The sequence below is a fragment of the Pseudomonas sp. KNUC1026 genome (assembly GCF_021650705.1).
Classification (GTDB): domain Bacteria; phylum Pseudomonadota; class Gammaproteobacteria; order Pseudomonadales; family Pseudomonadaceae; genus Aquipseudomonas.
Map to the genome: position 1 here is coordinate 859,508 of NZ_CP087138.1, position 25,556 is coordinate 885,063.

Below are 25,556 nucleotides of genomic sequence, written 5' to 3' on the forward strand. Positions count from 1 at the left end.
CCTCGTCGAGTAGGCCGGGCCACGCGGCGCCTGGCGAGCAACCAGTAAAGCAGCGCGGGCAGCACCAGCCCGATGATCCAGGAAATGTCGACACCGCCCAAGGCTGCCACCAGCGGCCCGGTGTAGAGCTTGGTCGACAGGAACGGCAATTGAACCAGCACGCCGAAGGCGTAGACCGCAAGCCCGGTTCGGTTCCAGCGCCCGTAGCGCCCGTTGGGGTCGGCCAGTGCTTTCAGGTCGCACCGTTCATGGGAGATGAAGTAATAGTGCACCAGGTTGATCGCACTCCACGGCGTGAAGAACGTCAGCAGGAACAGGATGAACGACTTGAACGCCAGCAGGAATGCACCTTGCCCCAGCAGCGCGATCAGCGTGGCCGTGCCGACGATGCCGAGCACGAACAGCAGCCGCTGCCGTGGGCTGACCTTGAGCTCGCCGCCAAAGCCGCTGATCAAGGTGGCGATGCACATGAAGCTTCCGTAGGAGTTGAGCGTGGAGATGGTCACCTTGCCGAAGGCGATGGTGAAATACAGCAATGCCGCCGTGGCGCCGGCACCGCCCAGGCCAACGATGAAGGCCACCTCGTGCCCCATGAATTGCCCGCCCGCCATCGCGGCTGCGAAACACCCAGCACCATGGCCGCCTGCGCGCCCAGCACCGAGCCTGCACCCACCGCCAGGAAAGTCTTGAGCGATGAGGTGCTGGCCGGCAGGTAGCGCGAATAGTCGGCCACGTACGGCCCGTAGGCGATCTGCCAGGAGGCGGCCAACGATACCGCCAGCAGAAATCCGCTCCAGCTGAAGTGGCGAACCTGCAACAGCGCCGGCACATCGCCGACGCTGAACACACGGCTGAAGAGGTAGCAGAAGGCGATGATGCCCAGCACGCTCGCCACCCGCCCAAGCAGGTGAATGGCGCGGTAGCCCAGCACCGTCACCAGCACGATGACCGCCGCGAACAGCAGGATGCCGACACTGTCACTGACGCCGAACAACTGCCCGAGCGCCTGCCCGGAGAGCACCGTGCCGGTGGCGGTGAAACCCAGGTACATCAGGCACACCAGCACCAGCGGCACGGCGGCGCCCTGCACGCCGAACTGCACTCGGCTCGAGATCATCTGCGGCAGGCCCAGTTGCGGGCCTTGGGCTGCGTGCAACGCCATCACCGCGCCGCCCAGCAGTTGCCCAAGCAGCAACCCCCACAGCGACCAATAGACGTCGCCACCCAGCACCACCGCCAGGGCGCCAGTGACGATGGCGGTGATCTGCAAATTGGCGCCCAGCCACAGGGTGAACTGGCTGTACAGCCGGCCATGGCGCTCGGCGTCAGGGATGTAGTCGATGGAACGCCGCTCGATCAGCGGCGACTGCGGAGAGATTCAGACTCTGGCATGAAAGGGCCTGCGCAATGACGGCCTCGCCCCAGCGCCTGAGGGGGCGGCCAGGGGAGGCGAGGCAAGGGAGCACGGCAAGCCACTGCCGCGCCGATCCAGTGGCTTAGCGGCCGGTGATCAGTCGGCAGGTTCAGGCCCTGCTCGCGCGCGCACTCGATAGCGATGTCGTAACCGGCATCGGCATGGCGCATCACCCCGGTGGCCGGGTCGTTGGTGAGCACGCGGGCGATACGCTCGGCCGCCTCGTCGGAGCCGTCGCACACGATCACCATGCCTGAGTGCTGCGAGAAGCCCATGCCCACCCCGCCACCGTGGTGCAGCGACACCCAGGTCGCACCGCTGGCGGTGTTGAGCAGGGCGTTGAGCAGCGGCCAGTCGGACACCGCATCGGAGCCATCGCGCATGGCCTCGGTTTCGCGGTTGGGGCTGGCCACGGAGCCCGAATCCAGGTGGTCACGGCCAATCACGATCGGCGCGCTCAGCTCGCCGGTGCGCACCATCTCGTTGAACGCCAGGCCCAGCTTGGCGCGCAGGCCCAGGCCTACCCAGCAGATACGCGCCGGCAGGCCCTGGAAGGCGATGCGTTCGCGGGCCATGTCGAGCCAGTTGTGCAGGTGCGCGTCGTCTGGGATGAGCTCCTTGACCTTGGCGTCGGTGCGATAGATGTCCTCGGCCTCGCCAGAGAGTGCCGCCCAGCGGAACGGCCCGATGCCACGGCAGAACAGCGGCCGGATGTAGGCTGGCACAAAGCCCGGGAAGGCGAAGGCATCGGTCACGCCTTCTTCCTTGGCCATCTGGCGGATGTTGTTGCCGTAGTCGAAGGTGGGCACACCCTGGCGCTGGAAGTCGAGCATGGCGCGTACGTGCTCGGCCATCGACGCCTTGGCCGCCTTCACCACAACCGCCGGCTCGGTGAGCGCGCGGGCGCGGTATTCCTCCCAGCTCCAGCCCGCCGGCAGGTAGCCATTGAGGGGGTCGTGGGCGCTGGTCTGGTCGGTGACCATGTCCGGGCGCACGCCACGGCGCACCAGCTCCGGCAGCACCTGCGCAGCGTTGCCCAGCAGGGCGATGGACACCGCGCGGCCCTCGGCGGTGTATTTGTCGAGGCGGGCGAGGGCGTCGTCGAGGTCCTTGGCCTGCTCGTCGACGTAGCGGGTTTTCAGGCGGAAATCGATGCGGCTTTGCTGGCATTCGATGTTCAGCGAGCATGCACCGGCCAGGGTCGCGGCCAGCGGTTGCGCGCCGCCCATGCCGCCCAGGCCTGCGGTCAGCACCCAACGCCCGCGCAGGTTGCCTTCAAAGTGCTGGCGGCCTGCTTCGACGAAGGTTTCGTAGGTACCCTGGACGATGCCCTGGCTGCCGATGTAGATCCAGCTGCCGGCAGTCATCTGGCCGTACATGGCCAGGCCTTTGGCGTCCAGCTCGTTGAAATGCTCCCAGGTGGCCCAGTGAGGCACCAGGTTGGAGTTGGCGATCAGCACGCGGGGCGCGTTGCTGTGGGTTTTGAACACACCCACCGGCTTGCCCGACTGCACCAGCAGCGTTTCGTCGTCTCCCAGTGCCTTGAGGCTGGCGACGATGGCGTCGTAGCACTCCCAGTTGCGCGCAGCCCGGCCGATGCCGCCATAGACCACCAGCGCCTCGGGGTTTTCCGCGACTTCCGGGTCCAGGTTGTTCATCAGCATGCGCAGCGGCGCTTCGGTGAACCAGCTGCGGGCGTTGAGCTGCGTGCCACGGGGCGCGCGGATGGTGATCGAGCGATGGCGAGTGGAGTCGGTCATGGTGGATCCTGCGGGCAAGGGTGGTATGACGAAGCATGTATATACAAGTATAGATAGAAACACCACACCAGCAACAACAAAAAATGCGCAGCCAGCACTGAAAGCGTCGCATCCAGAACGTACCGTCGCTCACGGGAACGCAGTTATGGCCGATAGCCTTCATTACTCAATTTGTTGGAGCATGACCCGATGTCCATGCGTTCAGTCCGTACGACCATTACGCTGCTTGCAGGCAGCTGCATCCTGGCGATCATCGTCGCGCTTGTGGGTTATGCGCTGTTTGCCGGCATGCGCACCCAGGTATTGGTCGATGCGCACACCACTGAGCTGGCGGGAAAGGCAGCGCAGGCACGCCTGGATGCGCAGGCCCAGGCCATCGCCGGCACCCTGAAGCAGAAACTGGAATTGCCGCTGACCCTCGCCCGCGGCATAGCCCAGCTCAATGCCCAAAGCGATGCGTCGGCGCAGCGGCACGTGCCTCTGGACCGCGAAGCGATCTCCAACCTGCTCCAGCAGGTGCTGCTGGACAATCCCGGTTTGCTCGACGTCTATGCCGGCTGGGAACCCAATGCCTTCGACGGCCAGGACGCTCGATACGCCGGCCGCACGGAGGAAGGCTACGATGCCAGCGGCCGCTTCATGCCGTGGTGGTACCGCAAGCCCGAAGGGGGCCTGAAAGTCGAGCCGCTCGGCCCGACCATGGAAAGCCAGGCCATCCTGCCCACCGGCGTGCGCGAGGGGAATACTACCTGTGCCCTCGGCAGCGCCTTAAGCCCTGCGTCGTCGACCCCGCGCCTTACGACATGAATGGCGAAAAAGTGCTGATGTCCTCGTTCAACGTGCCGATCCTGGTGGACGGCGCGTTCAAGGGTGTGGTCGGTGCCGACATCTCCCTGGCGTTCATCCAGGCGCAACTGCAACAGGCCAACGCGCAGCTTTACCAGGGCGCCGGCAGCATGGCGCTGGTCGCAAGCCAAGGCACACTGGTGGCCTACACCCGCGACGCGGCCGTGCTGGGCAAGCCGGCCGCCCAGGTGCTCGGCGCTGCGGTCGACCGCCTGGCCAGCCTCGGTGACGGCGTGACCCGCCGCTTCGATGAGCAGCGCGGGCTCTATCAGGTCTACCTGCCGTTGCGCATCGGTGACGACGCCACCACCTGGACGCTGGTCATCCAATTGCCTCAGGCCGCAGTACTGAGCGACCTGCACAAGTTGCAAAGCGCCCTGGGCGAGCGGCGGCGTGCCGATGTCTTCGGCATGGTGTTGGTGGCCCTGGTGGTCGCCGGTGGCGGCCTGCTGCTGTTGTGGGCGTGAGCCTGCGCATCGCCCGGCCGTTGCGGCAAATGGTGGCGATGCTCGATGACATCGCCAAGGGTGACGGCGACCTGACCCAGCGCCTGGCCATCGACCGCCGTGACGAACTGGGCGCCATCGCCACAGGCTTCAATGCGTTCCTGGCGTCCCTGCAGGGCTTGATCGGCCAACTGGTGAACTCGGTGCGCGAGGTGAACGTTGCCTCCACCCACACCTCACCAGATCGCCCAGCGCACACGCGACGGAGTGCAGCACCAGTTGCAGGAGATCGACCAGGTGGCGACCGCCATGCAGGAGATGACCGCCACCGCCCAGGACGTTGCCGGCAATGCCGGCCGCGCAGCCCAGGCAGCGACCCAGGCTGACACCGCCGTCGAGCACGGCCAGCGCGTCGTGCAGCAGAACGTGCAGGGTTGCACCACGCTTGCCGAGGAAATCGAACGCGCGGTCGAGCAGGTGCGCTCGGTCGCCGAAGACAGCGAAAACATCGGCTCCATCCTCACCACCATCAACAGCATTGCCGGGCAAACCAACCTGCTGGCCCTCGATGCCGCCATCGAGGCGGCGAGGGCGGGTGAACAGGGCCGCGGTTTTGCCGTGGTTGCCGATGAGGTGAGGAGCCTGGCGATGAAGACGCAGGTTGCCACCGGCGAGATCCAGACCATGATCCAGCGCCTGCAGAACGGCACCCGCCAGACCGTCGAGCTGATGCACGACAGCCGCGCGCAGACCGCCAATCAGGTCGAGCAGACCCAGGCCGCCAGCCACGCGCTGGAGGCGATCTCCAGGGCTGTTGAGGAAATCACCGAGATGAACTTGCAGATCGCCAGCGCTGCCGAGGAGCAGAGCGCCGTTGCCGAGGACATCAATCGCAATGTCGTGAACATCGGCCAGGCGGCTCACGCTGTGCATGGCCAGGCCGATCAGGCATCTCAGGCCGGCCACCAGTTGAGCGAGCTGGCCGAGCGGCAGCGCCAGCTGGCAGCACGTTTCAAAGTGTAGGGGCCACCAGAGCGTAGCGACCGCGCCTCTCTGCTCGCTCTCTTCTCGACCATGCCGTTTTGGGCTAACGGCAAAACGATTGCGACGTCTAGCATCGTTTCGTACCGAATCATAAAAACAACAGCGTGCAGTGGCGCGATGCGCCACTTCAGACAACAGCCTGCCTCATACAACAAGGTCAAGAAGATGAGCGTTTCTCTCCCTGCGGATGGTTCCCCAGGGCTCAGGCGCGGCGCCCTGGGTCTGGGTTTCATCATTTTTTCGTGGTGTCGGCGGCCAGCCCGCTCAGCGTGATCGCCGGGGGTTTCCATCGGCATCATGCTGGGCAACGGTGCAGGCACCCGGCGCTGCTGGTGCTGACACTGGCGGTGCTGCTGATCTTCTCGGTGGGCTACACCACCATGTCGCGCTACGTCACCAACGCCGGCGGCTTTTATGCCTTCTCCTGCCGCGGGCTGGGTGGGCTGGCCGGTGGTGCCGCCGGGGTGCTGGCGATGTTCGCCTACAACATCCTGCAGGTGGGCCTGTACGGCATGTTCGGCGGCGTGGTGGCCGGTACCATGAACGCCATGGTGGGCGTGGACTGGCCCTGGTGGGTCTACTCGCTGCTGGCCATGGCCAGTGTTGCGATCCTTGGCTACCGCAACATCGACCTCTCTGCGCGGGTGCTGTCGTTCGTGGTGGTCGCCGAGTACCTGGCCATCCTGATCCTGGATGTGGCCATCCTCATCAACGGCGGTGACAGCGGCATCAACTTCTCCTCCTTCGAGGCGCGGCACGTCACCAGCGGCGCGCCGTCCATCGGCCTGCTGTTCTGCTTCGCCGCCTTCATCGGTTTCGAAGCCACCACTATCTACGGCGAAGAGGCCAAAGACCCTCAGCGCACCATCCCCATCGCCACCTACGCCTCGGTGCTGTTGATCGGCCTGTTCTACACGCTGTCGATCTGGGCGATGGTGGTGGGCGTGGGCGCCGACAAGATCGTGCCGACCCTGCAGGCACTGGCCGACCCCACCACGTTCATCTACGGCATGTCCGACCACTTCGTCGGGCCGCACCTGACCCAGGTGATTCGTGTGCTGTTCATGGTCAGCATCTACGCCGGGCTGCTGGCGTTTCACAACGCCGCAGCGCGTTATTTCTACGCCATCGCCCGTGACGGGCTGCTGCCTCGCCAGCTGGGCACCACCCACCGCGTGCACCAGAGCCCACACATGGGCTCGGCGTTGCAGAGCCTGATCGCTGCTGTGGTGGTGCTGATGTTCGCCGCCCTCGACGCTGACCCGATCCTGCAGCTGTTCGCCTGGTTCTCAAGCCTCGCCACGCTGTGCGTGATCCTGCTGATGGCGATGACGTCAGCCGCCGTGCTGATGTACTTCCATCGCCAGCCGCACCTGCCGCTCGGATTTCTTCGCAGGCGCCTGCTGCCCAGCATTGCCTGTGTTGCCCTGCTGTTCGTGCTGGGGCTGGCGGTGCTTCACTTCGACATCCTCACCGGTGCCAGCAAGGCACTTTCCTACGGCCTGTGCGCAGTGATCCCCGCCGCCTTGATCGCCGGTGTGGCGCTTGCCGCGCGGCTGCGCCGCAGCGCCCCTCAGCGCTACCAGGAACTGGGTAGCCACAAGCTCTGAAAGCTCCAAGCTCCAAGCTCCAAGCTCGGAGCTCGAGGCCCGGTGGTGCATTTGCACTGCCGGGCCTTGTTGTGTGCGCTGGGTTGTCCTAGGCGATGCTTGCGGTGAGCGTGCAGGCTTTGTGCTGTGATCGGCTGGTTCGTGGGGTGAGAAAATGAGCTTTGTGAGAGTGTTGCTGAATGTAAATAAATTGATATATTCTCGATATATGAGCTTTATGTAATTTATTTGCTGGCGCGTGGTGATCCGTTAGGTGATTTTCTCACTCCGGCTGCCCGCCCAGGTCGTGCTTCGGCAAGCGCTCACTAAAAGAAAAAGCCCATTGCTCAAAGGGATACCACCATGTTCAGCGAAACCCGATCGTTCAGCGACTCGCAACAGCACGCAGGTTCCATCCTGGGCTGGGACCAGGTCTACGACCAGCTTGGCCGAGGCGCGTTGTCCAGTGAGCTGGCGCAGGTGTGCGGGTCGCGCTTCCAGATCTTCTGCGAGGTGCTGGACAAGCGCGTGGTGCAGAACGGTTGTGCGCCCAAAGGCCGGTTGTGCATCGCCATCCCGCTGATGGCGCCGCGCCCGCCGGTGATGCAGGGGCATGAGGTGGCCTCCGGTGGCGTTGCCTTGCTGCGTGATGGCGAAGAGTTCGTGTTGCACGCCCCGGAACGCATGCAGTTTCTGGCCGCCAATCTCGACATCGTGAGCTTTGCCCGGCACGCGGCGGTGGAACTCAGCGAGCGGCAGTTGAAGCGGCTGAAAAGCGCCTCGCAAGTGCTGGTGGGCAGCGACGCACTGATGCAGCTGCGCACACGAGTTGTGCCGTTGGTACGGATGGGTGCGCAGGCCGGCACGGCGATCCCGGAGCAGTGTCTTGAAAGCGCGCTGCTGGAGGCCTTTCTCGACCTGTTCCTGGCTGCTGAAGACGAAGTGCGTTCGCGGCGCGGCAATCTGTCGGTGAGTGCTTATCTGGTCAAGCGCAGGCCAGGAGCTGCTCTTGCAGCAACCCGAGCAGCCGTTGAGCGTGCTCGACCTGTGTGGGCAATCTGCGCGTCAGCCGCCGCACCCTGCAATACAGCTTCCAGCAGATCACCGGCATGCGCCCGGTCGAATACCTGCGCACCGTGCGCCTCAACGCCGTGCGACGCGCCTTGCTGGAAAGCAGCGTGGAGGAATGCAACGTCAGCGAAGTGGCCGCGCGGTCGGGTTTTTTTCACCTGAGCCATTTCGCCGCCAATTACCGCGAACTGTTCGGCGAGGCCCCTTCGGCCACCCGGCGCAAGGCGCATTGAGGGCGCGCGCGCCAGCGGTGGATCCTCTGCGATTCGGGATAACCGCAGGCCTTGCGGCCCTTCTATGCTCCCTCTTGCCAGCCATCCCTTGGCGCACTGCAGGCAGGTGCGTTCGAGGTTCGAAGATTCGAGGGCGAAGACGCGGCCAAAGCGTCTCTGTTCTCCTGACCTTACGTAGCCAGGTTCATCATGACCCACAATACCAAGATCGACTTCATCTACCTGTCCGAACCCGACATGATCCGCGCGGGTGTGACCGACATGCTCGCCTGCGTCAACACCATGGAGGAGATGTTCGGCCTGCTGTACACCGGCGACTACCGGATGGCCGGGCCGAACAACAACTCCCACGGCGCGGCGGTCACTTTCCCGGAAAACCCGACGTTCCCCAACATGCCCCGGCACAGCGCCGACCGCCGCATGATGGCGATGCCGGCCTACCTGGGCGGGCGCTTCTGCACCGCCGGCGTGAAATGGTACGGCTCCAACATCGCCAACCGCGACAAAGGCCTGCCGCGCTCGATCCTGATGTTCACCTTGAACGACCCGGACACCGGCGCACCGCTGGCGCACATGTCGGCCAACCTGCTTTCGGCCTACCGCACCGGCGCCATCCCCGGCGTCGGCGCCCGCTACCTGGCGCGCAAGGATTCGAAAGTGGTCGGCATCCTCGGCCCAGGCGTGATGGGCAAGACCACCCTGGCCGCGTTCATGGCCGTGTGCCCGCAGATCGACACCCTGAAACTCAAAGGCCGTGGCGCCAAGAGCCTGGAAGACTTCCTCGGTTGGGTAAAAACCACCTACCCGCAGATCACCACCGTCGAAGTGGTCGACAGCGTTGAGGCCGTAGTACGCGGCTCGGACCTGGTCACCTACTGCAATTCCTGCCAGACCGGCGACGTCAGCGTTTACCCGCTGGTGGAGCGCGAGTGGATCAAGCCCGGCGCCTTCCTGGCGATGCCGGCGGCCTGCCGCATGGACGCTGCGATGGAGCAGGGCGACGTGCGCAAGGTAGTCGACAACACCGGCCTGTACCTGGCCTGGCACGAAGAGCTGCCCAAGCCTGCGCACCAGCACGTGCCGCTGCTCGGCGTGCGTTTCATGGACATGGTCGATGAAGGGACGATGACGCTGGAGCAGATCGAGGACCTGGGCAAGATCATCGCCGGCGACGCGCCGGGCCGCCAGAACGACGAGGAAATCATCGTGATGTCGGTCGGCGGCATGCCGGTCGAGGACGTCGCCTGGGGCACCGTGGTGTACCGCAACGCCGTGGAACGCAACATCGGCGTGAAACTGAACCTGTGGGAAGCGCCCGAGCTGAGCTGAGCCACCCAACTTTCAAAAAGGCATCAAGCACATGACCAACATCGTCAAAGTCAAAACCGGTTCCAAGTACGAAGAGATGGGCAGCTACTCGCGGCTGGTCGCGGTAGACAACTGGATTCACGTCTCCAACACCGCTGGCCGGCACCCGGTCACCAAGGAAATCTCCAGCGACCTGGTCGAGCAGACCCACCAGGTGTTCGCCAACATCGAAGCGGCCCTGGCCGCCGTGCAGGCCTCGCTGGCCGACGTGGTGTGTTCGCGGGTGTTCATCCAGAACCCGGCAGACGTACCCACCGTGATGGGCGTGGTCGGTGAGAAGTTTCGCGGCATCGACCCGGCCAGCACCGTCACCTGCCCGCCGCTGGGCTCGACGGTGTACCTGGTGGAACTGGAAGTCACGGCCTACCGCGGGGCCTCCAGCGCAGCGGTCACCCACATCAAGATCGGTGAGTGACTGCGCCAGGGCGGCGCCAGTGGTGCCGCCTTCATCCAACCCTGAGTGCCTGAAATGTCCCCAACCATCGACCCCGTAACCACAACTCAAACAATGCCCTCGCAAACGTCGGTGGTGATCATCGGCGGCGGCATCATCGGGCTCACGGCAGCCCTGGCCCTGAGCGAGCGCAACATTCCGGTGGTGGTGCTGGAGAAGGGCCGCATTGCGGCCGAGCAGTCTTCGCGCAACCTGGGCTGGGTACGCAAGACCAACCGCCACCTGTTCGACATTCCCCTGGCCCAGGCCGCCGACCGGCTGTGGGCCGAGATGCCCGAGCGGGTCGGTGCCGACGTCGGCTACCGCCAGGCCGGGATCATGTTCGTCGGCCGTAACGAGGCGCAGATGGCCATGCATGAAAGCTGGATCAATAGCGTGCAGGGTCTTGATCTGAACAGCCGCCTGCTCAGCCGGCGCGAAATCGAACAGATGGTGCCGGGCGGGCAAGAGGCCTGGGCGGGCGGGATCTTCACCGCCTCCGACGGCCGCGCCGAGCCGACCCTGGCCTCCAGCGCCATCGCCCGCGCGGCCATGGCCAAGGGCGCGGTCATTATCGAGAACTGCGCGGTGCGCACGCTGGTGCGTACCGGCGGCAAGGTCAGCGGCGTGTTGACCGAGCAGGGTGAAATCCGCTGCGACCAGGTGCTGCTGGCCGGTGGCTTGTGGTCGCGGCGCTTCCTGGGCAACGAAGGTGTTTCACTGCCGACGCTGCCGCTGATCTGCTCGGTGATGCGCACCCGGCCGATGGAAGGGCCCACCGAAATCGCCGTCGGCGCACCGGACTTTTCGTTTCGCAAGCATCACGATGGTGGCTTCATCGTAACCCAGCGCGGCGCACTGGATGCCTGCATCACCTGGGACCACGTGCTTCTGTCACGCCAGTACCTGCCGGCGATTCGTGCGCAACGGCACGTGATGCGGCTGTCCATCGGCAAGGAATTCTTCTCCGACCTGGCGCTGGCGCGGCGCTGGAAGCCAGGCGCGGTAACCCCGTTCGAGAAAGACCGCATCCGCGACCCGCAGGCCAACCCCAACCTCAACGAAGAGGCCCTGCGCAACCTGCGTGCAGCGTGGCCAGTATTCCAGCAAGCGCAGATCGCGCAGGCCTGGGCTGGCACCATCGACATCACCCCGGACTCCAACCCGGTCATCGGCCCTATCGCGCAGATCCCCGGCCTGACCGTGGCCACCGGCTTCTCCGGGCACGGCTTCGGCACCTCGCCAGCGGCGGGGCAACTGGCGGCCGACCTGCTGACCGGCAGCACGCCGATCGTTGACCCTGCGCCTTACAGCTTCAAGCGGTTCGCCTGATACAGGCACAGGCCCGGCCGGCACCTTCGGGTGTCGGCTTGTCCGATTACAACCACTTCCCCTCTCAGCCGGTATCCGAGCAATCAACCGGCCCTGCGATGAACATCACTCGCCGAGATCTCTATCTATGCCTTGCGCAGCCTGTAGAGGGCGGCGAACCACAGCGGGCCAAATGATGGTTATCGCTCGGCATCCCTCGTCAGGCTCTGTATGAAACTGACAGCCTGATAGAATCGGGCGAGTGATAAGTTATTCCTCCCGAGACATCGTATGAATCCAGATTTGCTTGAAGCAGAAATGCGCCGCGCGCTTTTTGGTGACACCGAGCCCGCACCGCAGGCTGCTACTGCCCCTATACCGGAACCGGTTCCTGAAGTGGTGATGGTGAAACCAGCGGTGCCGGCAGCCAAGAGAAAAGCTTCAAAGGCGTTCACTCCAAGACTGAGAGTAACGCTCCGAGTGAGCAACGAGTTTGAAGGCAAAACGTTTGAGCTGGTTCATGAAGCGGACACGCTCAGCAAGCTTTTGGCAGAGCAGGAAGCAGCGAAGATGGCCAGGGCGAAATTTCGGTACGTTGAAGTTGTTTCCGTTACTTCCATGTAGCTTACGGTTTCAGCTCGCTCATGTACCGGGCCTCATGCGTAGGCACGCTTCACAAGTCAACCGTCGTTCTCGTAAGGAATAGCAATGGAGTCGACGCTGGAAACAGTCGCTCTTTTTTGCCTCAAGCTCGCCTATGAAGCTGAGGATCAAAGCCCAATTTTGAGAGATGATCCGATGATGGGCAATTACCAACGCGATGTGTTCGAACTGTTGGTCAAACGAAGGGACGTTGAGGCGATTCAGCAGAAGGTGAACGAGTGCCTGGTCCTCGCGCTCGATGCAATGGGGGAGCTCACAAACCACTTGGGCGTGAGCTTGAGCTGCTATCGGCAGGCTTCAATGCCGCTCAAACCGTCGGCTCGATGAGCGTCCCGCTGAGTATGATCAAGGGCTATCTGCGGGAAGTGTTATCAGAGCAGTCATTGCAACCGAAGGCCGCCAATTGCCTGAAAAGACGTTGAGGTCTTGGGCTGAGGTTGTGCGCAACGTTGGAGGTAAAAGCGCCACGAGCGAAGGCTAACGATGTGCGGTGGCTTCAGAGCGTTTCGATCAACACTTCCATGAATGCACGCACAGCCGGGTTGGCACGACGACTCGCTGGCCAGATGGCGGTGATGTTGTGCCGGTCTACCGCAAAGTCGCACAGGATAGGCACTAACTCATTGCGTTCGACCCATGGAGCAACCATAAAGCTTGCTGCCATTCCAATGCCTGCGCCCGCCGCCATCGACACCAGCACGGCCTCGCTGGCGTCGACGATCAATGGTGATGAGGGCACTATCTCGATCTCTTTGTCTGCGATCCGAAACGGCCAGCGAAACAGTTGCCCCGTGCTTTGATAACGCAGATTTACCGTTTCGTGGGCCACGAGTTCATCAGGGTGACTGGGGGTTCCGCACCTTTCCAGATAGTTCGGCGAGGCATAGCAGCAGAGCCGGTAAGGCGCGAGTGGGCGGGACAGGAAGGATGAATCTGCAAGATCACCAATCCTTATCGCAAGATCGACGCCTTCTTCGACCAGGCCTATGAAATGATCGCTCAGCGTCAAGTCAACCATCATCTTCGGATGACGTTTGCGAAACTCGGTGATGGCTGGGACGATCATGTGCAGGCCAATGGGCAGTGAGGCCGCGATACGTAACGTTCCCGCCGGTTCGGAACGTGCTGACTTGGCGACCTGCTCGATTTCCTCTGCGTGACGCAGCAACTGCAGCGCGCGCTCGTGTAGTTCTCGACCTTCGGCTGTCAATGTCAGCGAACGCGTGGTGCGCGTGAAGAGCGATACGCCGAAATGATGCTCCAGCCGCCGCACACTTTTGCTTATTGCAGATGGCGACACCGCCAGCGAGCGCGCTGCGGCGGTGAAGCTGCCCAGTGAACCCGCACGGGCGAATGCGACCAAGCCTGTCAGGCTCTCGAGACCTATTTGTGACGTCATGGCAACATTGAAACGAATCGGCGCACTATTATCAACCTGTTCGAGCCCCCTTAACATTGGTCATCCCAATGACTCTCTTGAGCGAGATCGTGATGACCGACCTGATGAAAGCGGTGCAGCTGCACGAGTTCGGCGGCCCCGAAGTCCTGATCTATGAAGATGTTCCTCGGCCGGTGGCAGCGCCTGGCGAAGTTCTGGTTCGCGTAAAAGCAGCAAGTCTCAACCCGCCAGACCTTTATCTGCGAGATGGCTTTCGCTCGCTACCGCCGGAATGGCAACCGGATCCGGTTTTTCCGTTGACCCTTGGAACCGATATATCGGGTGTGGTTGCCGAAGTAGGTGATGGGGTAGTCGGGCTCAGGGTCGGTGATGAAGTGTATGCAATGGTGCGCTTCCCGGAAGAACTGATGAAGGGCAGTGGCGCTTACGCCGAATACGTCCACGTCGCTGTAGCCGAGCTGACCTTGAAACCCGGTGCCATAGATCACGTACAGGCTGCCGGCGCGCCGATGTCGGTGCTCACTGCGTGGCAGTTTCTGATAGATCCGGGTCATGACTTGCCTAATCCGTTCCAGTCGTTCCGACACTCGCCTGTCTCGCTGGAAGGCAAAACTGTTCTGGTAAATGGCGCTGGAGGTGGCGTTGGCCATCTGGCCGTACAGATTGCCAAATGGAAAGGTGCGCGTGTCATCGCAGTCGCTTCAGGGAAGCATGAAGCACTTCTTGGCGACTTGGGGGCCGACGAGTTTATCGACTATACCCAGGTTGCTGCCGAAACAGTTGCAAGCGATGTGGATGTCGTTATCGACGCCGTCGGTGGCCAGAACATGGAGCGATTTCTGAGCGTTATCAAACGGGATGGCGCGCTGTATCTGGTCAACCCACTGGGCTTCTCAGGACATGATGAAGCAGCGCGTTCGGGGATCACCGTCTCCTCGACGCAGGTGCGCTCCGATGGCGCCCAGTTGGCAGAAGCAGGACGTCTGCTCGATAACGGCATCATTCGTGTCGTGATCGACAGCGTCTTCCCGCTGGCGGACGCCTCCGATGCCCATGAGCGAGCTTCTCGGGGCAACATTCAGGGCAAGATCGTGCTTATCCCCTGAGTGGCGGCGTCCTCGCGGCATCATCGCCGAGGTTTCAAGAAGAATCTCTTTACTTCATATCCCGCGCCTGCACCCACAGGATCGCATCCTGCGACAGCGGCTTGCCATTGAAGGTCTTGGTCGAGCCGATGTTCAACGCCGCGATCCCCCACCAGCCGGCACGCGGCAGGCCGATGGTCACCACGCCCTCGTTGTCGGCATAGGTGGTCAGCGATTTGAATGCAGCCTGCGGCGCCTTGACGTAGTCATCCTTGCCGAAGGCGTTCTTCTGGATGTCCACCGAGTGGTTGATGTACTCGATCTCGACTTCGGCGTTGGGCACCGGTTTGCCGTCGGCCAGCACCATCGCCCGGTAAACGCCGCCGGTCCAGTTGGCGTAGGGCTTGCTGAGCGGCTGGATCTCCACCGGCAGGCCTTGCGGCTCTGCCCAGTCGCCCGGCACGCCGCCGGTGTTCACGATCAGCTTGGCGAACTGCTGGATGTACATGCCTTCCTCTTCCTCCAGGTACGGCTCCGGCTCCAGCACGAAAATGTGGTCGCCGAGCGGCCGCAGCAATTCCTTGGGGATTTCGGCGCGGTAGGCGGTGGCCTGGTTGTCGCGGCTTTGCCACTGCACCTTGCGCAAGTACTTGAGCAGGTCGACCTTTTCGCCACCGTGGGCACTGACCTGGCTGAACGCGCGCGGTTGGCCCATCGACATGGTCGGGCCGCCGTTGAAGGGGTGAGTGAAGACGATTGCCATGTCCAGGGCGCTGGCGCGTTCCAGTGCGGCGTTGTCGACATAGAGCATCTGGAAGTGGGCGTGAGCGGTGCCGGCGAGGCAGCCGAGGGTAGCGGCCGCCAGGGCCTGCAGCAGTTTTTTTGTTTTTGCATGGTGGGGTTCACTGTGTGATGTCAACGGACTGAAGCGTGGCCTGGTGGTTATCGCCGCCCATGAACAGCACCGAGTACTTCCCGGCCGGGGGCTTGAAGCTGAAAGTGCCGTCTTCGCCCACGGTGCCTTCGAGCAGCACCTTGTTGCTGCTGTCCTGCACCACGATGCGCCTGCCGGCGGCGGAGCTGCCGTCGGTGAAGCCGGCTTCGCATTTGACCTGGTCACTCTGTTCCAGGTAGCAGTCGAACACCGGGCCATGGGCGAAGGCGGCCTGGCCTGCGAAGGCCAGGCCAACCAGAGCGATACGAGAAAACGAGCGGAGGGCATTCATGGTTTGATCTCTGCGGTGGAAGGCGAGGGGGCCGCGAAGGCGCCCAGCAGGGCGTCGAGGTCGGCGCTCAAGAGGGCGTCGTAGGTAGCGGAGGAGCGGGCCAGCAGGCCTGGGTTGCCGGCGTCGAGCACCAGCAAGCGGGCACCGCCTTCCTCGATGGCCTTGGCGATGCGCGGCTGTGGCTGCCACTTGTGCACCACCACATGGATGTCACGCTCGCGCAGGTAGCGCGATAGGGCGGCCAGGTCCTCGTCGGTCCATTCCACGTCCTGTTTCACGAACCAGCCATCGACGTAAATGCCGAACTCGCCGAACAGGTAGATGAACTCATCGGCCAGCGACAGCACGCGCAGGTCGGGCACCGCCACCAGTTGCTTGCCGTAATTGGCCTTGAGCTGGCGCAGGCGGGTGTCGAGGGCGGTGTGGTTGCGCTGGATGCGCGCAGCGTCGGTTGGGGCCAGGCGCTCTAGGTCGGCCGCGATGATCGCCGCCATGCGCATGGCGTTGACCGGGCCGAGCCAGGCGTAGGGCGACGGGCCTGGCTCGCTTTCCCGAGGAGCGGCCCAAGGCACGTCGTTACTCGGCGCGCGAGTGGCAGCCACGCCAGGTTGGCTGACGTCCCAGGAGCGCGCGGCATCGATCTGCACGATGCGCAGGTTGTGCCGGCGCGCCGTGGCGTAGAGCGGGTCGGCGCGCCACAGGCTGCTCAGCGTCACCACGGCGGCGGCATCCTTGAACACCGCAGGGTTCAGCCGCGCCAGCGCATCGGCCTGGCTTTCCATCGGCACGGCCTCATCGGGCGGCAGCCTCAGCACCTCAAGCGCCGTGCCCTCGCTCAGCGCGGCGGTGATTGCATACAGCGCCGGCAATGCCACCAGCACCTGTTGCCGGCCGGCTTCGGCGGCCACGGCCACGCCGCTGCACACGCCGCTGCACACGCCGCTGCTCACCAGCAGGGCCAGCATCACCAGGTAACGCTGGCAGGGCCTGTACAGGCGATTGACGATCATAGGCTGGCACCTCGGAAGCGCGCCGCGCTGGCACGGATGAGTGTGGTAAGGGCGAATACGAGGGCGGCGACGATCACGATGGCGCCGCCGGTAGGCACCGGAATGAAGAACTGCATGGGCGCCAGGATGCCGACCACGCAGGAGAAGGTGGCAATGAGCACCGCACGCGTTACCAGTTGCGGCAACGAGCGGCTGATGTTGCGCGCGGCCGCCGCCGGGATCAGCAACAAGGCCTCCACCAGCACCGCGCCGATGATCTTCAGGCACGCCACCGTGACCAGCGTCACGAACACCACGAACAGGTATTCCAGGGTGCGCACCCGCACCCCGCGTGCATGGGCAAGGCTGGGGTTGAGGCTGGCCATCAGCATGCCGTTGTACAGCGGCAGCCCCAGCGCTGCGCACAGGCCGGTGACCACCAGCAGCACGTTCATGTCGGTGTGGTCCACCGCCAGGATCGAACCGAACAGCACCCCCTCCATCACATGGGTGTTGATCCTGGCCGAGACGAACAACAGCAGCGACGCCCCCACCGCCAGCGAGATCGACAGGAACACCCCGATCAGCGTGTCGTTGGCCAGCGTCGTGCGGTGCTGGGTGTACTTGAGCGTCAGCGCGAACAGCACGCAGAAGCCGAACATCGAAAAGTACGGTGAGGTGTAGGACTCGCCCAGCAACACGCCGATGGCCACCCCGGTCATGGCGGCGTTGCCCACCGACTGGCTGAAGAACGCCATGCGCTTGATCATCACCATCGAGCCGAGGGTGCCCAGCAGCGGGCCGATCAGCAGCGCGCAGAGCAGCGCGTTGATGACGAACTCGTATTCGAACGGCTGCGGCAGCACGTGGCTGGCCGCCAGGGCCTGCAGGTGATCGCGGACCCAATCGTAGAAGCTGTTCATGCCGTGGCCTCCAGCGGTTGGGTGACCTGATCGGGGGCACCGTGGTACAGCACGCGCTGGTTGATCACGGTCACGGCGCTGGCCACGCGCTTGACCTGTTCCAGGTCGTGGTTGATCCACAGCACCGTGACGCCCTCGGCGTTGAGCTCGGCCACCAGTTGCTCCACCAGCCGCACGCCCGGCTCATCGATGCCGGCAGTGGGTTCGTCGAGGATCAGCAGGCGCGGCGCCGGGCTGATCGCCTGAGCCAGCAGCACACGCTGGCGCTGGCCGCCGGAGAGGCTGCCGAACGGTTTGGGCCCGGCGCCGGCCATGCCGGTGCGCGCCAGTGCCTGGGCATTGGCGGCCTTGCTGGCCCGGTTGGCGCCCAGGAACGCCGGCTTGCGCTGGGTGAGCAGGGCCATCAGGTCGTTCACCGTCATCGGCAGGTTGCGGTCGAAATCCGGCAACTGCGGCACGTAACCCACCGGCCCTGTGGCCGGGCCCTCCAGGCGAATGCTGCCGCGGTGCGGCATCTGCCCCAGCAGCGCACGCACCAGTGAGGTCTTGCCGCCGCCGTTGGGGCCGACCAGGCAGTGCAGCGCACCGGCCTGCACGGTGAAACTGACCTGGTCGAGCACGGCGGTGCCGCCCAGTTGCAGCGATACGTTTTCGAAGACGACGGCCGGGCCTTGCATCGGTTGGGCGGCGTTCATTGCTGGGTGTACTCCACGGCCTCGGCCAGGGTTTCGAGGTTTTCACGCATGGCCACCTCGAACTCATCGGCGCTGTAGGTATCACCGGTGATGTGCGAGAGCGTGAACACCTTCACCCCGGTGGCGTCTTCGATGGGCTTGGCCAGGCCCAGCGAGAAGTTCTTCTCGGCGAACAGCACGCGCACGTTGGCTTTCTTGATCGCCTCGATGGTGTTGGCCAGCTGCCGTGCGGTGGGCGCCACGCCATGGCGCGGCTCGATGATGGTGCTCACGAACAGGCCGAACTCCTGCATCAGGTAGTCGTAGCCGGCGTGGGTGGTAGCGCATCGGAACTTGGTCAGGTCCAGCGAGGCGAAGCGGGTCATGAACTCGGCGCGCAGGGCGCGAATGCGCGCCGCATAGGCCAGGGCGTTCTGCCGGTAGGCGGCGGCGTTGGGTGGGTCCAGCTCACCCAGGCGGCGGGCGATCTCGAACACCTGCTGGATCGCGGCGGTGGTGGACACGAACGTGTGCGGGTTGACCACCTTGGCGCCGTCCTGGTCGGCACTGATGGGGATCAGCGCTACCGAAGCGTTGGCGTAGATCAGCGGCAGGCTCTCGGTGCGGCCGGCGGCCTTGACGATCTGGAAGGCCCACTCGTCGTGGCCGATGCCGTTGACCACCAGCACGTCGATGTTCATCGCCCGGGTGATGTCGTCGGGTTGCGGCTGGTAGTTGTGCGGGTTGGCGCCGGCCGGGATCAGCGGCACCACCTCGGCACGGTCGCCGACGATGTTGGCCACAAAGCTGTAGTAAGGGTGCAAGGTAACCCCGACCCTGAGCTTCTTGCCCGCCTCGGGTGCCGGCCCGGCGAGCGCGATCAACGGAATCAACAGTAACAGCGCCAGGCACAGGCGCCAGGAAAAGCGAGGGTGTTTCGCAGGGGCGTTCATGGTTGTTTTCCTTTTACGCGCTCGACTTCGCTGGCGCCGTCGTAGGGGATGACCTGGCGCCAGCCTTCGCCGACCAGCGACTCGGGCTTGACGATGTGGGGGTAGGGGGCATTGGCGTCGCGGTGTACCCAGATGGTGGCCTGGTTGGCCCACATCACCCCGGCATGGGCATGGCCGATCACCAGCAGGTAGGCGCTCTGGCCGGGCATCTGCCCACCCGAGCCGTAGTACACCGCCGCACCCTGGCCGAGGGTGGCCTTGGCCACGCTGTTGGCTGAGGCATCGCTGCCGGGCGCGGTGCCGTCCGGCAGCGTGTGCGCCTGGTGGGTGCCGGGCAGGATCAGCTCCCAGTGCACCTGGCCGTTGGCCTTCCAGAAGGTGTCGCGGTAGAACGGCGGCAGCAGCATCTTTTGCGCCTGCTCCATCGTCACCCAGCCGCCGGTGTCGTTGTTGTTCCAGATGATCTCCTCACCCGCCGGCAGCAGGGCGCCGTGGATGGCCTGGTCAACCTTGCCGAGCCCGTCGAAGGAACGCACCTGCCAGCTCAACGGCTCGGGCGGGCCGGGGTGCTCGGGCCGCAGCAGCAGGTAGCCGGCCAGCGCCGCGATCACCGCCAGGGTGGCCAGCAGCAGCCCCAGCGATTCCCAGCCGCCCGAGGCCGGCGCAACCACCCTGGCAGCGCCCTGGCCCTGAGTGCGAAGCGAGGCGCTGGCCATCAGAGGAACGCGATCCAGCGGCCCAGGAACACGATGCTCGCCCACAGCACCAGCGAACCGAACCCGGCCATGCGTGCCTGGATAGGGGGCGGCAAGGTGGTGTCCCACTCGGCGATACGGCGGAACGCACCGAGGTGGAAGACGGCCATGTTCAGGCCTGCCAGCACCAGCACGCCCATCTTGCAGAGGAAGGCAGTGTTCTGCGCGTAGGTGGTGGCATTGGCTGAGAACATCAGCGAGCCGGTGATAACGCACAACAGAAACGCCACCCAGGTGAAGGGCAGCAGGTCTTTGATCAGCCGCAGCGCCCCGCGCCGGTGCGCCGCCAGGCCCAGCAGGCGCAGGTCGACGATGGCGATGGTGCCGTAGACGACAGCGATGCCGATCACATGCACCGATTCAAGCGTAGGGAAGGCCGCGCCCGATTCGCGGATGAACGTGGCGAAACGGGTGTCCTGAAGCGCTTGCAGCAAGGGTTGGATATCCATGGCAAATACCTGAAAGCGTTTGATGGGGAAGGCTCAGATCGTGTAGGCGATCCAGCGGCCGCAGAAGATCACCACGCACCACAGGCCGATCGACAGCCAGGCTGCGGCCTTGCCCAGGCCCGGCTCTTCGTCCGCCGGCCCGGCCAGGGCCGGGCGCAACAGCGGGCGCCGCAGCAGGCGGGTAATGGCGAAGGCGCACACCACCAGGCCCATCTTTATCCAGAAGGTCGAGTTCTTGAGCACCCGGTCAGGCTCGGCGATCACCAGCACCAGGCCGGTCAGCAGCAGCACGAGCAGGGCGTTGCGCATCCACGGGTAATAGCGGCGCACCACGCTGCGCAGCGGCTCGTCGGAGGCGAACAGCCCGGCCAGGCGCAGGTCGGACACCAGCGCCGAGCCGAACAGCACGGTGATGGCGATGATGTGAACGCTCTGCACCGTCGGGATGACCCAGAGCACATCGCGAATGGCGGTGCTCATCGGTGTTGCGTAAATCCAGGAAATGATCTCTGACGCGGACATGCGTAATGCTCCCGAATGCGGTTAGAAGTCTTTTGGCGTGGCCACCGGGTGCAGCCGCGCGGCGTCTTCCGGTAACAGGTAGCCCTGCTCGACCGAAACCGCCCTGGCGGCTTCGAACTGCTGCTGGTAGTGGTCGAAATCGCCGTAGCGCTGGCGCAGCGCTTCGCGCGAGTAGGGCAGCTTGGTGTCGTACACCAGGCCGCAACCGGTCTCCTGGTCGGTCAGGTAGCTGGCACTGGGCACCTGCACCCACGGCGGGCGCACACCGCCTACGAGGTTACCGTCGGCGGGGTCGCGCACCGGCTGCCTGCCCTGGCGCTCAAGGCGCGGCGCGCGCGGCATCGGCTTGCCGTCGCGCACCCAGCGGTCCATGCCGTCGAGCAGCGCCGCCACCACCATTTGCACCGGCTCGTCGTAGAGCGTCTGGCAGCGCGGGTCATCGCCTTTGCCCACGTCGGCGGCAAAGTGCTCGGTGTGCTCGGTGCCAAGGTCGGCCAGGCGCAGGTGCGGCATGCCGGTGACTTCGTAGTAGCGCTGTTGCGGCTGGTCGGTATCGGCCGGCAATGCGATGCCTTCGAGGATGTCGTGCATCGCCTCGGACTGGCTGAACACCGTCACGAACGGCACGTTGTCGGGCATGTGCCGAGGCACCCGCAGCACCTCGCCGCCCACCTCGCCGTAGGCCATGCGGCCGGTCATGTAGGCGTCGATCAGCGGCGAGCCGTCGGGCATGCGCCACTGCTGGTGGCGGCCCTGGTCGAGGTAGTCCATCCACACCTGGGCGGTCACCGCCCAGCTGTCGACGTATACCCGCTTGACCGCAAGGCCTGCCATTGGTCCCTGTTGCGCCGGGGTCTTGAGCAGCAGCGCCAGCTGCGCGCCGATGCCCTGGGACTGCGGCACGAAGGGGTCCGGGCCATCGCCGCGGGTGAAACGCTCAGGGTCGTAGTAGCTGCCCAGCGGTGCGTAGCGGGCGTAGTCGAAGCGGCGCATGAACTCGAAGTTCACGATCTTGCCGTACTGGGCGATCTGGTCGGCTTCTTCTTGCGGGGTGGGCGAGATGAACTTGGGGTCCACCTTCGGCTGGTTCATGTTCAGCGTGTAGCCCACGTAGGCATAGCCGTGGCTGAGCAGGTAATCGCGGGTGAGGATCCAGCCGGCAGCGCGCTCGCCGAACCAGCTGAACGGCTCGATCACCACCGTGCCGTTGAAGCGCGCAGGGTCTGCCGGGCGGCGCACCAGAATGCGCGTGGTGTAAGGGGCGTCCAGCAGGTTCTGGCCCGAGGCGTTGATGGCCGGCGCCACCCCTTGCAGGTAGAACTCCTGCTCTACGTAGCCGTAGTGGGCCAGGTCGCTGTACTCGGTGCCCTGGCGCAGCGCCGACGACAGCGGCAACTGGCCTGACGCGGGCACGGCCACGGCCGTGGGCATGCGCGGTACCTGCGGGGCGGCATGCAGCGGCAGGGCCGAGCACAGCAGCGCGAAGTACAGCGTCGGGCGCAAAACGCCTTTTCTTGTTGTTGTAAGGCTTGGCATCCGATCACCTTCATGGGTTCGCAGTTACAGGTACGTCACTCGTGGCTGAGGCTCGCCTTGCCCTCGCTGTCGATCACGATCTGGTTGTTCTCGCAGACGTATTCCTGGATGGCGTAGTTGGAGCGTTTGTAGTCGAAGGTGAAGCGATAGGGCTTCTCCAGCACCACCGGGTCTTCGATCACCACCTGGTCTTCGAGGTGGTCCGGGCCTTTGAGGCGGATACGTTCGGTGATCTTCATCTGCTCGCTGTGGGGGGCGTCGTAGAAGGCCACGTCGGTGCGCACCCGCTGGGTTTCCACTACCAGCGTGTCGCCTTCCCAGTGGCCGCGGGAGTGGCCCTGGTAGGCCGGGTTGAGCTTGTTCAGCGGCGGCATCGGCTGGTCGAGGATGATCCGCCGCACCTGCTGCAGGTATTCGCCCAGCACCACGACCTGCTTGTCGTCATGGATGATCTGCAGCGGGAACAGGCCGGCCATCAAGGTCGGCATGCCCTCGGGCAGGCAGCGTGAGCTGGTGGTGGCGATGGGGGTGCCGGCTTCGTTGGCGGCGGCTTCCTTTTTCTTCAGCGCGGCGAACTGCTCGGCGTAGGGCGCCTTCAGCGGCATCGGCCCGCCGGGGAACACCGGGTCGTCGGGGTTCTCGCCGAACCAGTCGTCCGGGGTGCGTTCCCAGGTGCCGCTGATGTCGGGGCGAGCGGCAGCGCTGTGCTTGTCGCTGGGCGCCTTCGGCGCGGTGGCGGCGCTGGCTGACGAGGCAGCGGCGGCCAGGGCCACGCCCAGGCACAACGCTGCCGTACTCAAGGTGCGGATCGGTTTCATGGATACGTCTCCAGGCTGCGGGCGGTTCAGTGGCGCATGGTGCGTTGGTAAAAGCGGGCAGGCGGTGTGGCTCAACCGCCGCCGGTCAGCACCACATCACCCATCTTGATCTCCACCAGCAGCCCGCCGGGGTCACCGTTCTTCAGCGGCTTGTAGGAGACCTCGGCCTCGGCGCCTTCCTTGATCGAATCGGCGGTCCAGCCGGCGCGTTGCAGTGCGTTGACGCTGCCGGTCTCGATCTTGTAGCGCTGCTCGGGTGGGCCGGGGCTGTCGATGTAGATCGTCACGTGCGGGTTGGTCCAGGCGTAGCGCTGCACAGTGCCTTTGATGGTCAGCGTCTGGGTCTGGTCGAACAGAGCGAAGGAGTGGTGCGCCGATGCGGCGAGGGGGAGCGTGGTGCAGGCCGCAACGGCGAGCCAGCCAAGGCCTCGACGCACTGCATGGCGGGAAGACGGAAGGGTCATTACGGTGGCCTCGGTGTTCTTATGCGTTCTTATGGCCAAAGCATACGGGCAAGGCTGTTGTGGGGCGGTAGCCCGAAATGGCAATGGTTGATGTGCCAGATCGTGCGCCTGAATGAACAAAAACAGTGCGCGAAAACCCCTGCCACCGTTGCTGATTTGGGTTAGCGCATCGCTTGGCTGTGCCGGAACACTCCAGGCTGGCTCGATAACTATAAAAACAGGAGAAAACCCATGCGCAGCCCCCGCCACATCCCTTTGCTTTCGTTGGCCGCTCTGTGCTCGCTGGCATCGCAGGCACCGGCCTACACGCTCTACAGCGAGGGTGAAGGCAGCACCGTGTTCAACGCCGACCTCTGGGCCGGCTATGGCGCGTTCGGCACCCAGCAGAACTACATCGTCAGCCCCGACGCGCCCGCCGGCAAAATGCGCTGGCAGGAGGGCTTCGCCAAATATGGCTTCAGCGGGCACACCGACAAGCTTGGCGCAGGCTCGGTCTACGGCGCTTTCAACCTGATCAGCACCGGCACCTGGGGCGACGGCGATGCTGGCGGCATCACCACGGGCGACGAGCGCAGAACCTCGGTGGAGGATGCGTTCCTCGGCTGGAAGTCCGGCGACCTGTTCCCGGCGCTGGGCCAGGACGGGGTGGACTTTTCCATGGGCCGGCAACTGGTGACGGTGGGCGAGGGCTTTCTGGTCACCGACGACGGCTTCAACCCCGGCAAAGGCTTCAACCCCGCCGAAGGCATGCCCGCAGGCCATTTCGACCGTGGCGGCGCGTTCTACCTCGGCCAGCGGCTGGCGTTCGGCAACACCGCGGTGTTGAAGCTGGGCGGCAGCGACGGGCTGCACGGCAGTGTGCTGTGGCTTAAATCCGGCAACCCGGGGCAATCCAAGACCGAGGTGGCCGGCGGCACCCTGGACTACACCACCGCCTACGGCACGGTCGGGGCTACCTACCTGCACGGGCTGGACGTCGACAAACGCTACGCCTTCGCCGATCGCCTCGAACGCAAGGGCATGAACGTCTACAGCCTGCGCGGGCAAGGCAACGCCGGCATCGAGAACGCCGACTTCGCCATCGAGTTCGCCCGCCAGGAAAAGTCTTCAGGTTCGCAGCGCGCCATGTACTTCGATGCCGGCTACACCTTCACCGACGTCGCCTGGCAGCCCACCGTCAGCTACCGCTATTCGCGCTATTCCGAAGGCTGGGACTTCCTCTTCCAGGGCGGCTTTCGCAAGCGTTTCCAGGGTGAAGTGGCGGCCAACTACGCAGGCTCGGTGACCTCCAACATGTCCATCAATGACGTGCTGTTCTCGGTCAAGCCCACCGAAACCCTGACCCTCAACGCCATGGCCTTCGACTACCACCAGATGTCGCGGCGCAGCGAGCTGGACGTGAGCGCCCGTGAGGTGGACCTGTTTCTGGATTGGGCGGTGACCGACAACATCACGCTTTCGCCGCTGCTGGGCTTCTACAAGCCGGACAAGTGGCAGGGCAATGGTGGCCTGCAAAGCAACAATGCCTCGACCAACACGTACTTCCAATTCATCGTGTGGGCGACTTACTGAGGCGATCACAAAG

General features: G+C 64.4%; 19 protein-coding genes and 6 pseudogenes. 10 read left to right on the forward strand and 15 right to left on the reverse strand.

The annotated features are described in order from the left end of the window. Window positions 1-14: 14 nt before the first annotated feature. Both LN139_RS03680 and hutU read right to left on the reverse strand, forming a co-directional pair. A pseudogene (locus tag LN139_RS03680) lies at window positions 15-1,378 on the reverse strand (purine-cytosine permease family protein); the annotation flags it as partial. Window positions 1,379-1,515: 137 nt separating this feature from the next. Further along, window positions 1,516-3,174: pseudogene (gene hutU, locus LN139_RS03685) on the reverse strand (urocanate hydratase); the annotation flags it as partial. A 189-nt stretch (window positions 3,175-3,363) separates the two neighbouring features. Between hutU and LN139_RS03690 the strand changes: the two are divergent. The 8 genes and pseudogenes from LN139_RS03690 to LN139_RS03725 all read left to right on the forward strand — a co-directional run bounded on the left by LN139_RS03690 (window position 3,364) and on the right by LN139_RS03725 (window position 12,600). After that, window positions 3,364-5,489 (forward strand): annotated as a pseudogene (locus LN139_RS03690) (methyl-accepting chemotaxis protein). Window positions 5,490-5,675: 186 nt separating this feature from the next. Beyond that, window positions 5,676-7,120, forward strand: a pseudogene (locus tag LN139_RS03695) (APC family permease). A gap of 342 nt (window positions 7,121-7,462) precedes the next feature. Continuing rightward, window positions 7,463-8,403: pseudogene (locus tag LN139_RS03700) on the forward strand (helix-turn-helix domain-containing protein). A gap of 189 nt (window positions 8,404-8,592) precedes the next feature. Continuing rightward, complete coding sequence (locus LN139_RS03705) at window positions 8,593-9,732, forward strand: tyramine oxidase subunit B (protein WP_236358764.1); 1,140 nt, start codon at window positions 8,593-8,595, stop codon at window positions 9,730-9,732. A 31-nt stretch (window positions 9,733-9,763) separates the two neighbouring features. Further along, window positions 9,764-10,186: a RidA family protein gene (locus LN139_RS03710; RefSeq protein WP_236358766.1), complete on the forward strand. Its 423-nt coding sequence runs from the start codon at window positions 9,764-9,766 to the stop codon at window positions 10,184-10,186. A 54-nt stretch (window positions 10,187-10,240) separates the two neighbouring features. Then, window positions 10,241-11,536 (forward strand): NAD(P)/FAD-dependent oxidoreductase, encoded by a 1,296-nt coding sequence (locus LN139_RS03715; protein WP_236358768.1) that lies wholly within the window; start codon window positions 10,241-10,243, stop codon window positions 11,534-11,536. Window positions 11,537-11,806: 270 nt separating this feature from the next. Further along, window positions 11,807-12,139, forward strand: a complete 333-nt coding sequence (locus LN139_RS03720) for a hypothetical protein (RefSeq protein WP_236358770.1) — start codon at window positions 11,807-11,809, stop codon at window positions 12,137-12,139. 84 nt (window positions 12,140-12,223) lie between these two features. Continuing rightward, window positions 12,224-12,600, forward strand: a pseudogene (locus LN139_RS03725) (hypothetical protein). Between the two features lie 74 nt (window positions 12,601-12,674). Here the strand turns inward: LN139_RS03725 and LN139_RS03730 are convergent. Further along, window positions 12,675-13,634 carry a LysR family transcriptional regulator gene (locus tag LN139_RS03730; RefSeq protein WP_236358772.1) on the reverse strand — a complete coding sequence of 320 codons (960 nt, stop codon included), beginning with the start codon at window positions 13,632-13,634 and terminating at the stop codon, window positions 12,675-12,677. 35 nt (window positions 13,635-13,669) lie between these two features. On the opposite strand from LN139_RS03730, the gene LN139_RS03735 reads away from it, so the two are divergent. Next, window positions 13,670-14,683 (forward strand): NADP-dependent oxidoreductase, encoded by a 1,014-nt coding sequence (locus LN139_RS03735; RefSeq protein WP_236358774.1) that lies wholly within the window; start codon window positions 13,670-13,672, stop codon window positions 14,681-14,683. A 49-nt stretch (window positions 14,684-14,732) separates the two neighbouring features. Here LN139_RS03735 and LN139_RS03740 read toward each other — a convergent pair whose 3' ends face one another. The 12 genes from LN139_RS03740 to LN139_RS03795 all read right to left on the reverse strand — a co-directional run bounded on the left by LN139_RS03740 (window position 14,733) and on the right by LN139_RS03795 (window position 23,971). Then, on the reverse strand, window positions 14,733-15,581 hold the full coding sequence (locus LN139_RS03740) for a DUF4198 domain-containing protein (RefSeq protein ID WP_236358777.1): 849 nt from the start codon (window positions 15,579-15,581) through the stop codon (window positions 14,733-14,735). After that, complete coding sequence (locus LN139_RS03745) at window positions 15,565-15,888, reverse strand: hypothetical protein (protein ID WP_236358779.1); 324 nt, start codon at window positions 15,886-15,888, stop codon at window positions 15,565-15,567. The genes LN139_RS03740 and LN139_RS03745 overlap by 17 nt, the downstream gene beginning before the upstream one ends. Next, window positions 15,885-16,898 (reverse strand): metal ABC transporter solute-binding protein, Zn/Mn family, encoded by a 1,014-nt coding sequence (locus tag LN139_RS03750; protein WP_236358781.1) that lies wholly within the window; start codon window positions 16,896-16,898, stop codon window positions 15,885-15,887. Before LN139_RS03750 ends, LN139_RS03745 begins: the two co-directional genes overlap by 4 nt. Further along, entirely contained in the window at window positions 16,895-17,800 is a 906-nt protein-coding gene (locus LN139_RS03755) for a metal ABC transporter permease (RefSeq protein WP_236358783.1), read from the reverse strand. The genes LN139_RS03750 and LN139_RS03755 overlap by 4 nt, the downstream gene beginning before the upstream one ends. Continuing rightward, a complete protein-coding gene (locus tag LN139_RS03760) occupies window positions 17,797-18,495 on the reverse strand; it encodes a metal ABC transporter ATP-binding protein (protein ID WP_236358785.1) in 699 nt (232 codons plus the stop codon). The genes LN139_RS03755 and LN139_RS03760 overlap by 4 nt, the downstream gene beginning before the upstream one ends. Next, on the reverse strand, window positions 18,492-19,427 hold the full coding sequence (locus tag LN139_RS03765; protein WP_236358787.1) for a metal ABC transporter solute-binding protein, Zn/Mn family: 936 nt from the start codon (window positions 19,425-19,427) through the stop codon (window positions 18,492-18,494). Before LN139_RS03765 ends, LN139_RS03760 begins: the two co-directional genes overlap by 4 nt. Continuing rightward, the gene (locus LN139_RS03770) at window positions 19,424-20,143 is read right to left on the reverse strand and encodes a DUF6162 family protein (RefSeq protein ID WP_236358789.1); all 720 of its coding nucleotides are present in this window, start codon (window positions 20,141-20,143) and stop codon (window positions 19,424-19,426) included. The genes LN139_RS03765 and LN139_RS03770 overlap by 4 nt, the downstream gene beginning before the upstream one ends. Next, complete coding sequence (locus tag LN139_RS03775; protein WP_236358791.1) at window positions 20,143-20,631, reverse strand: DUF6644 family protein; 489 nt, start codon at window positions 20,629-20,631, stop codon at window positions 20,143-20,145. The genes LN139_RS03770 and LN139_RS03775 overlap by 1 nt, the downstream gene beginning before the upstream one ends. 33 nt (window positions 20,632-20,664) lie before the next feature. Continuing rightward, window positions 20,665-21,153 carry a DUF6644 family protein gene (locus LN139_RS03780; RefSeq protein WP_236358793.1) on the reverse strand — a complete coding sequence of 163 codons (489 nt, stop codon included), beginning with the start codon at window positions 21,151-21,153 and terminating at the stop codon, window positions 20,665-20,667. A gap of 21 nt (window positions 21,154-21,174) precedes the next feature. Beyond that, window positions 21,175-22,689, reverse strand: coding sequence for an alpha/beta hydrolase domain-containing protein (locus LN139_RS03785; protein WP_236358795.1), 1,515 nt, complete (start codon window positions 22,687-22,689; stop codon window positions 21,175-21,177). A 35-nt stretch (window positions 22,690-22,724) separates the two neighbouring features. Beyond that, window positions 22,725-23,507, reverse strand: a complete 783-nt coding sequence (locus LN139_RS03790; protein WP_236358797.1) for a hypothetical protein — start codon at window positions 23,505-23,507, stop codon at window positions 22,725-22,727. 71 nt (window positions 23,508-23,578) lie between these two features. Next, the gene (locus LN139_RS03795) at window positions 23,579-23,971 is read right to left on the reverse strand and encodes a DUF6152 family protein (RefSeq protein ID WP_236358799.1); all 393 of its coding nucleotides are present in this window, start codon (window positions 23,969-23,971) and stop codon (window positions 23,579-23,581) included. Between the two features lie 231 nt (window positions 23,972-24,202). On the opposite strand from LN139_RS03795, the gene LN139_RS03800 reads away from it, so the two are divergent. After that, a complete protein-coding gene (locus LN139_RS03800; RefSeq protein ID WP_236358801.1) occupies window positions 24,203-25,543 on the forward strand; it encodes an alginate export family protein in 1,341 nt (446 codons plus the stop codon). Window positions 25,544-25,556 lie beyond the last annotated feature (13 nt).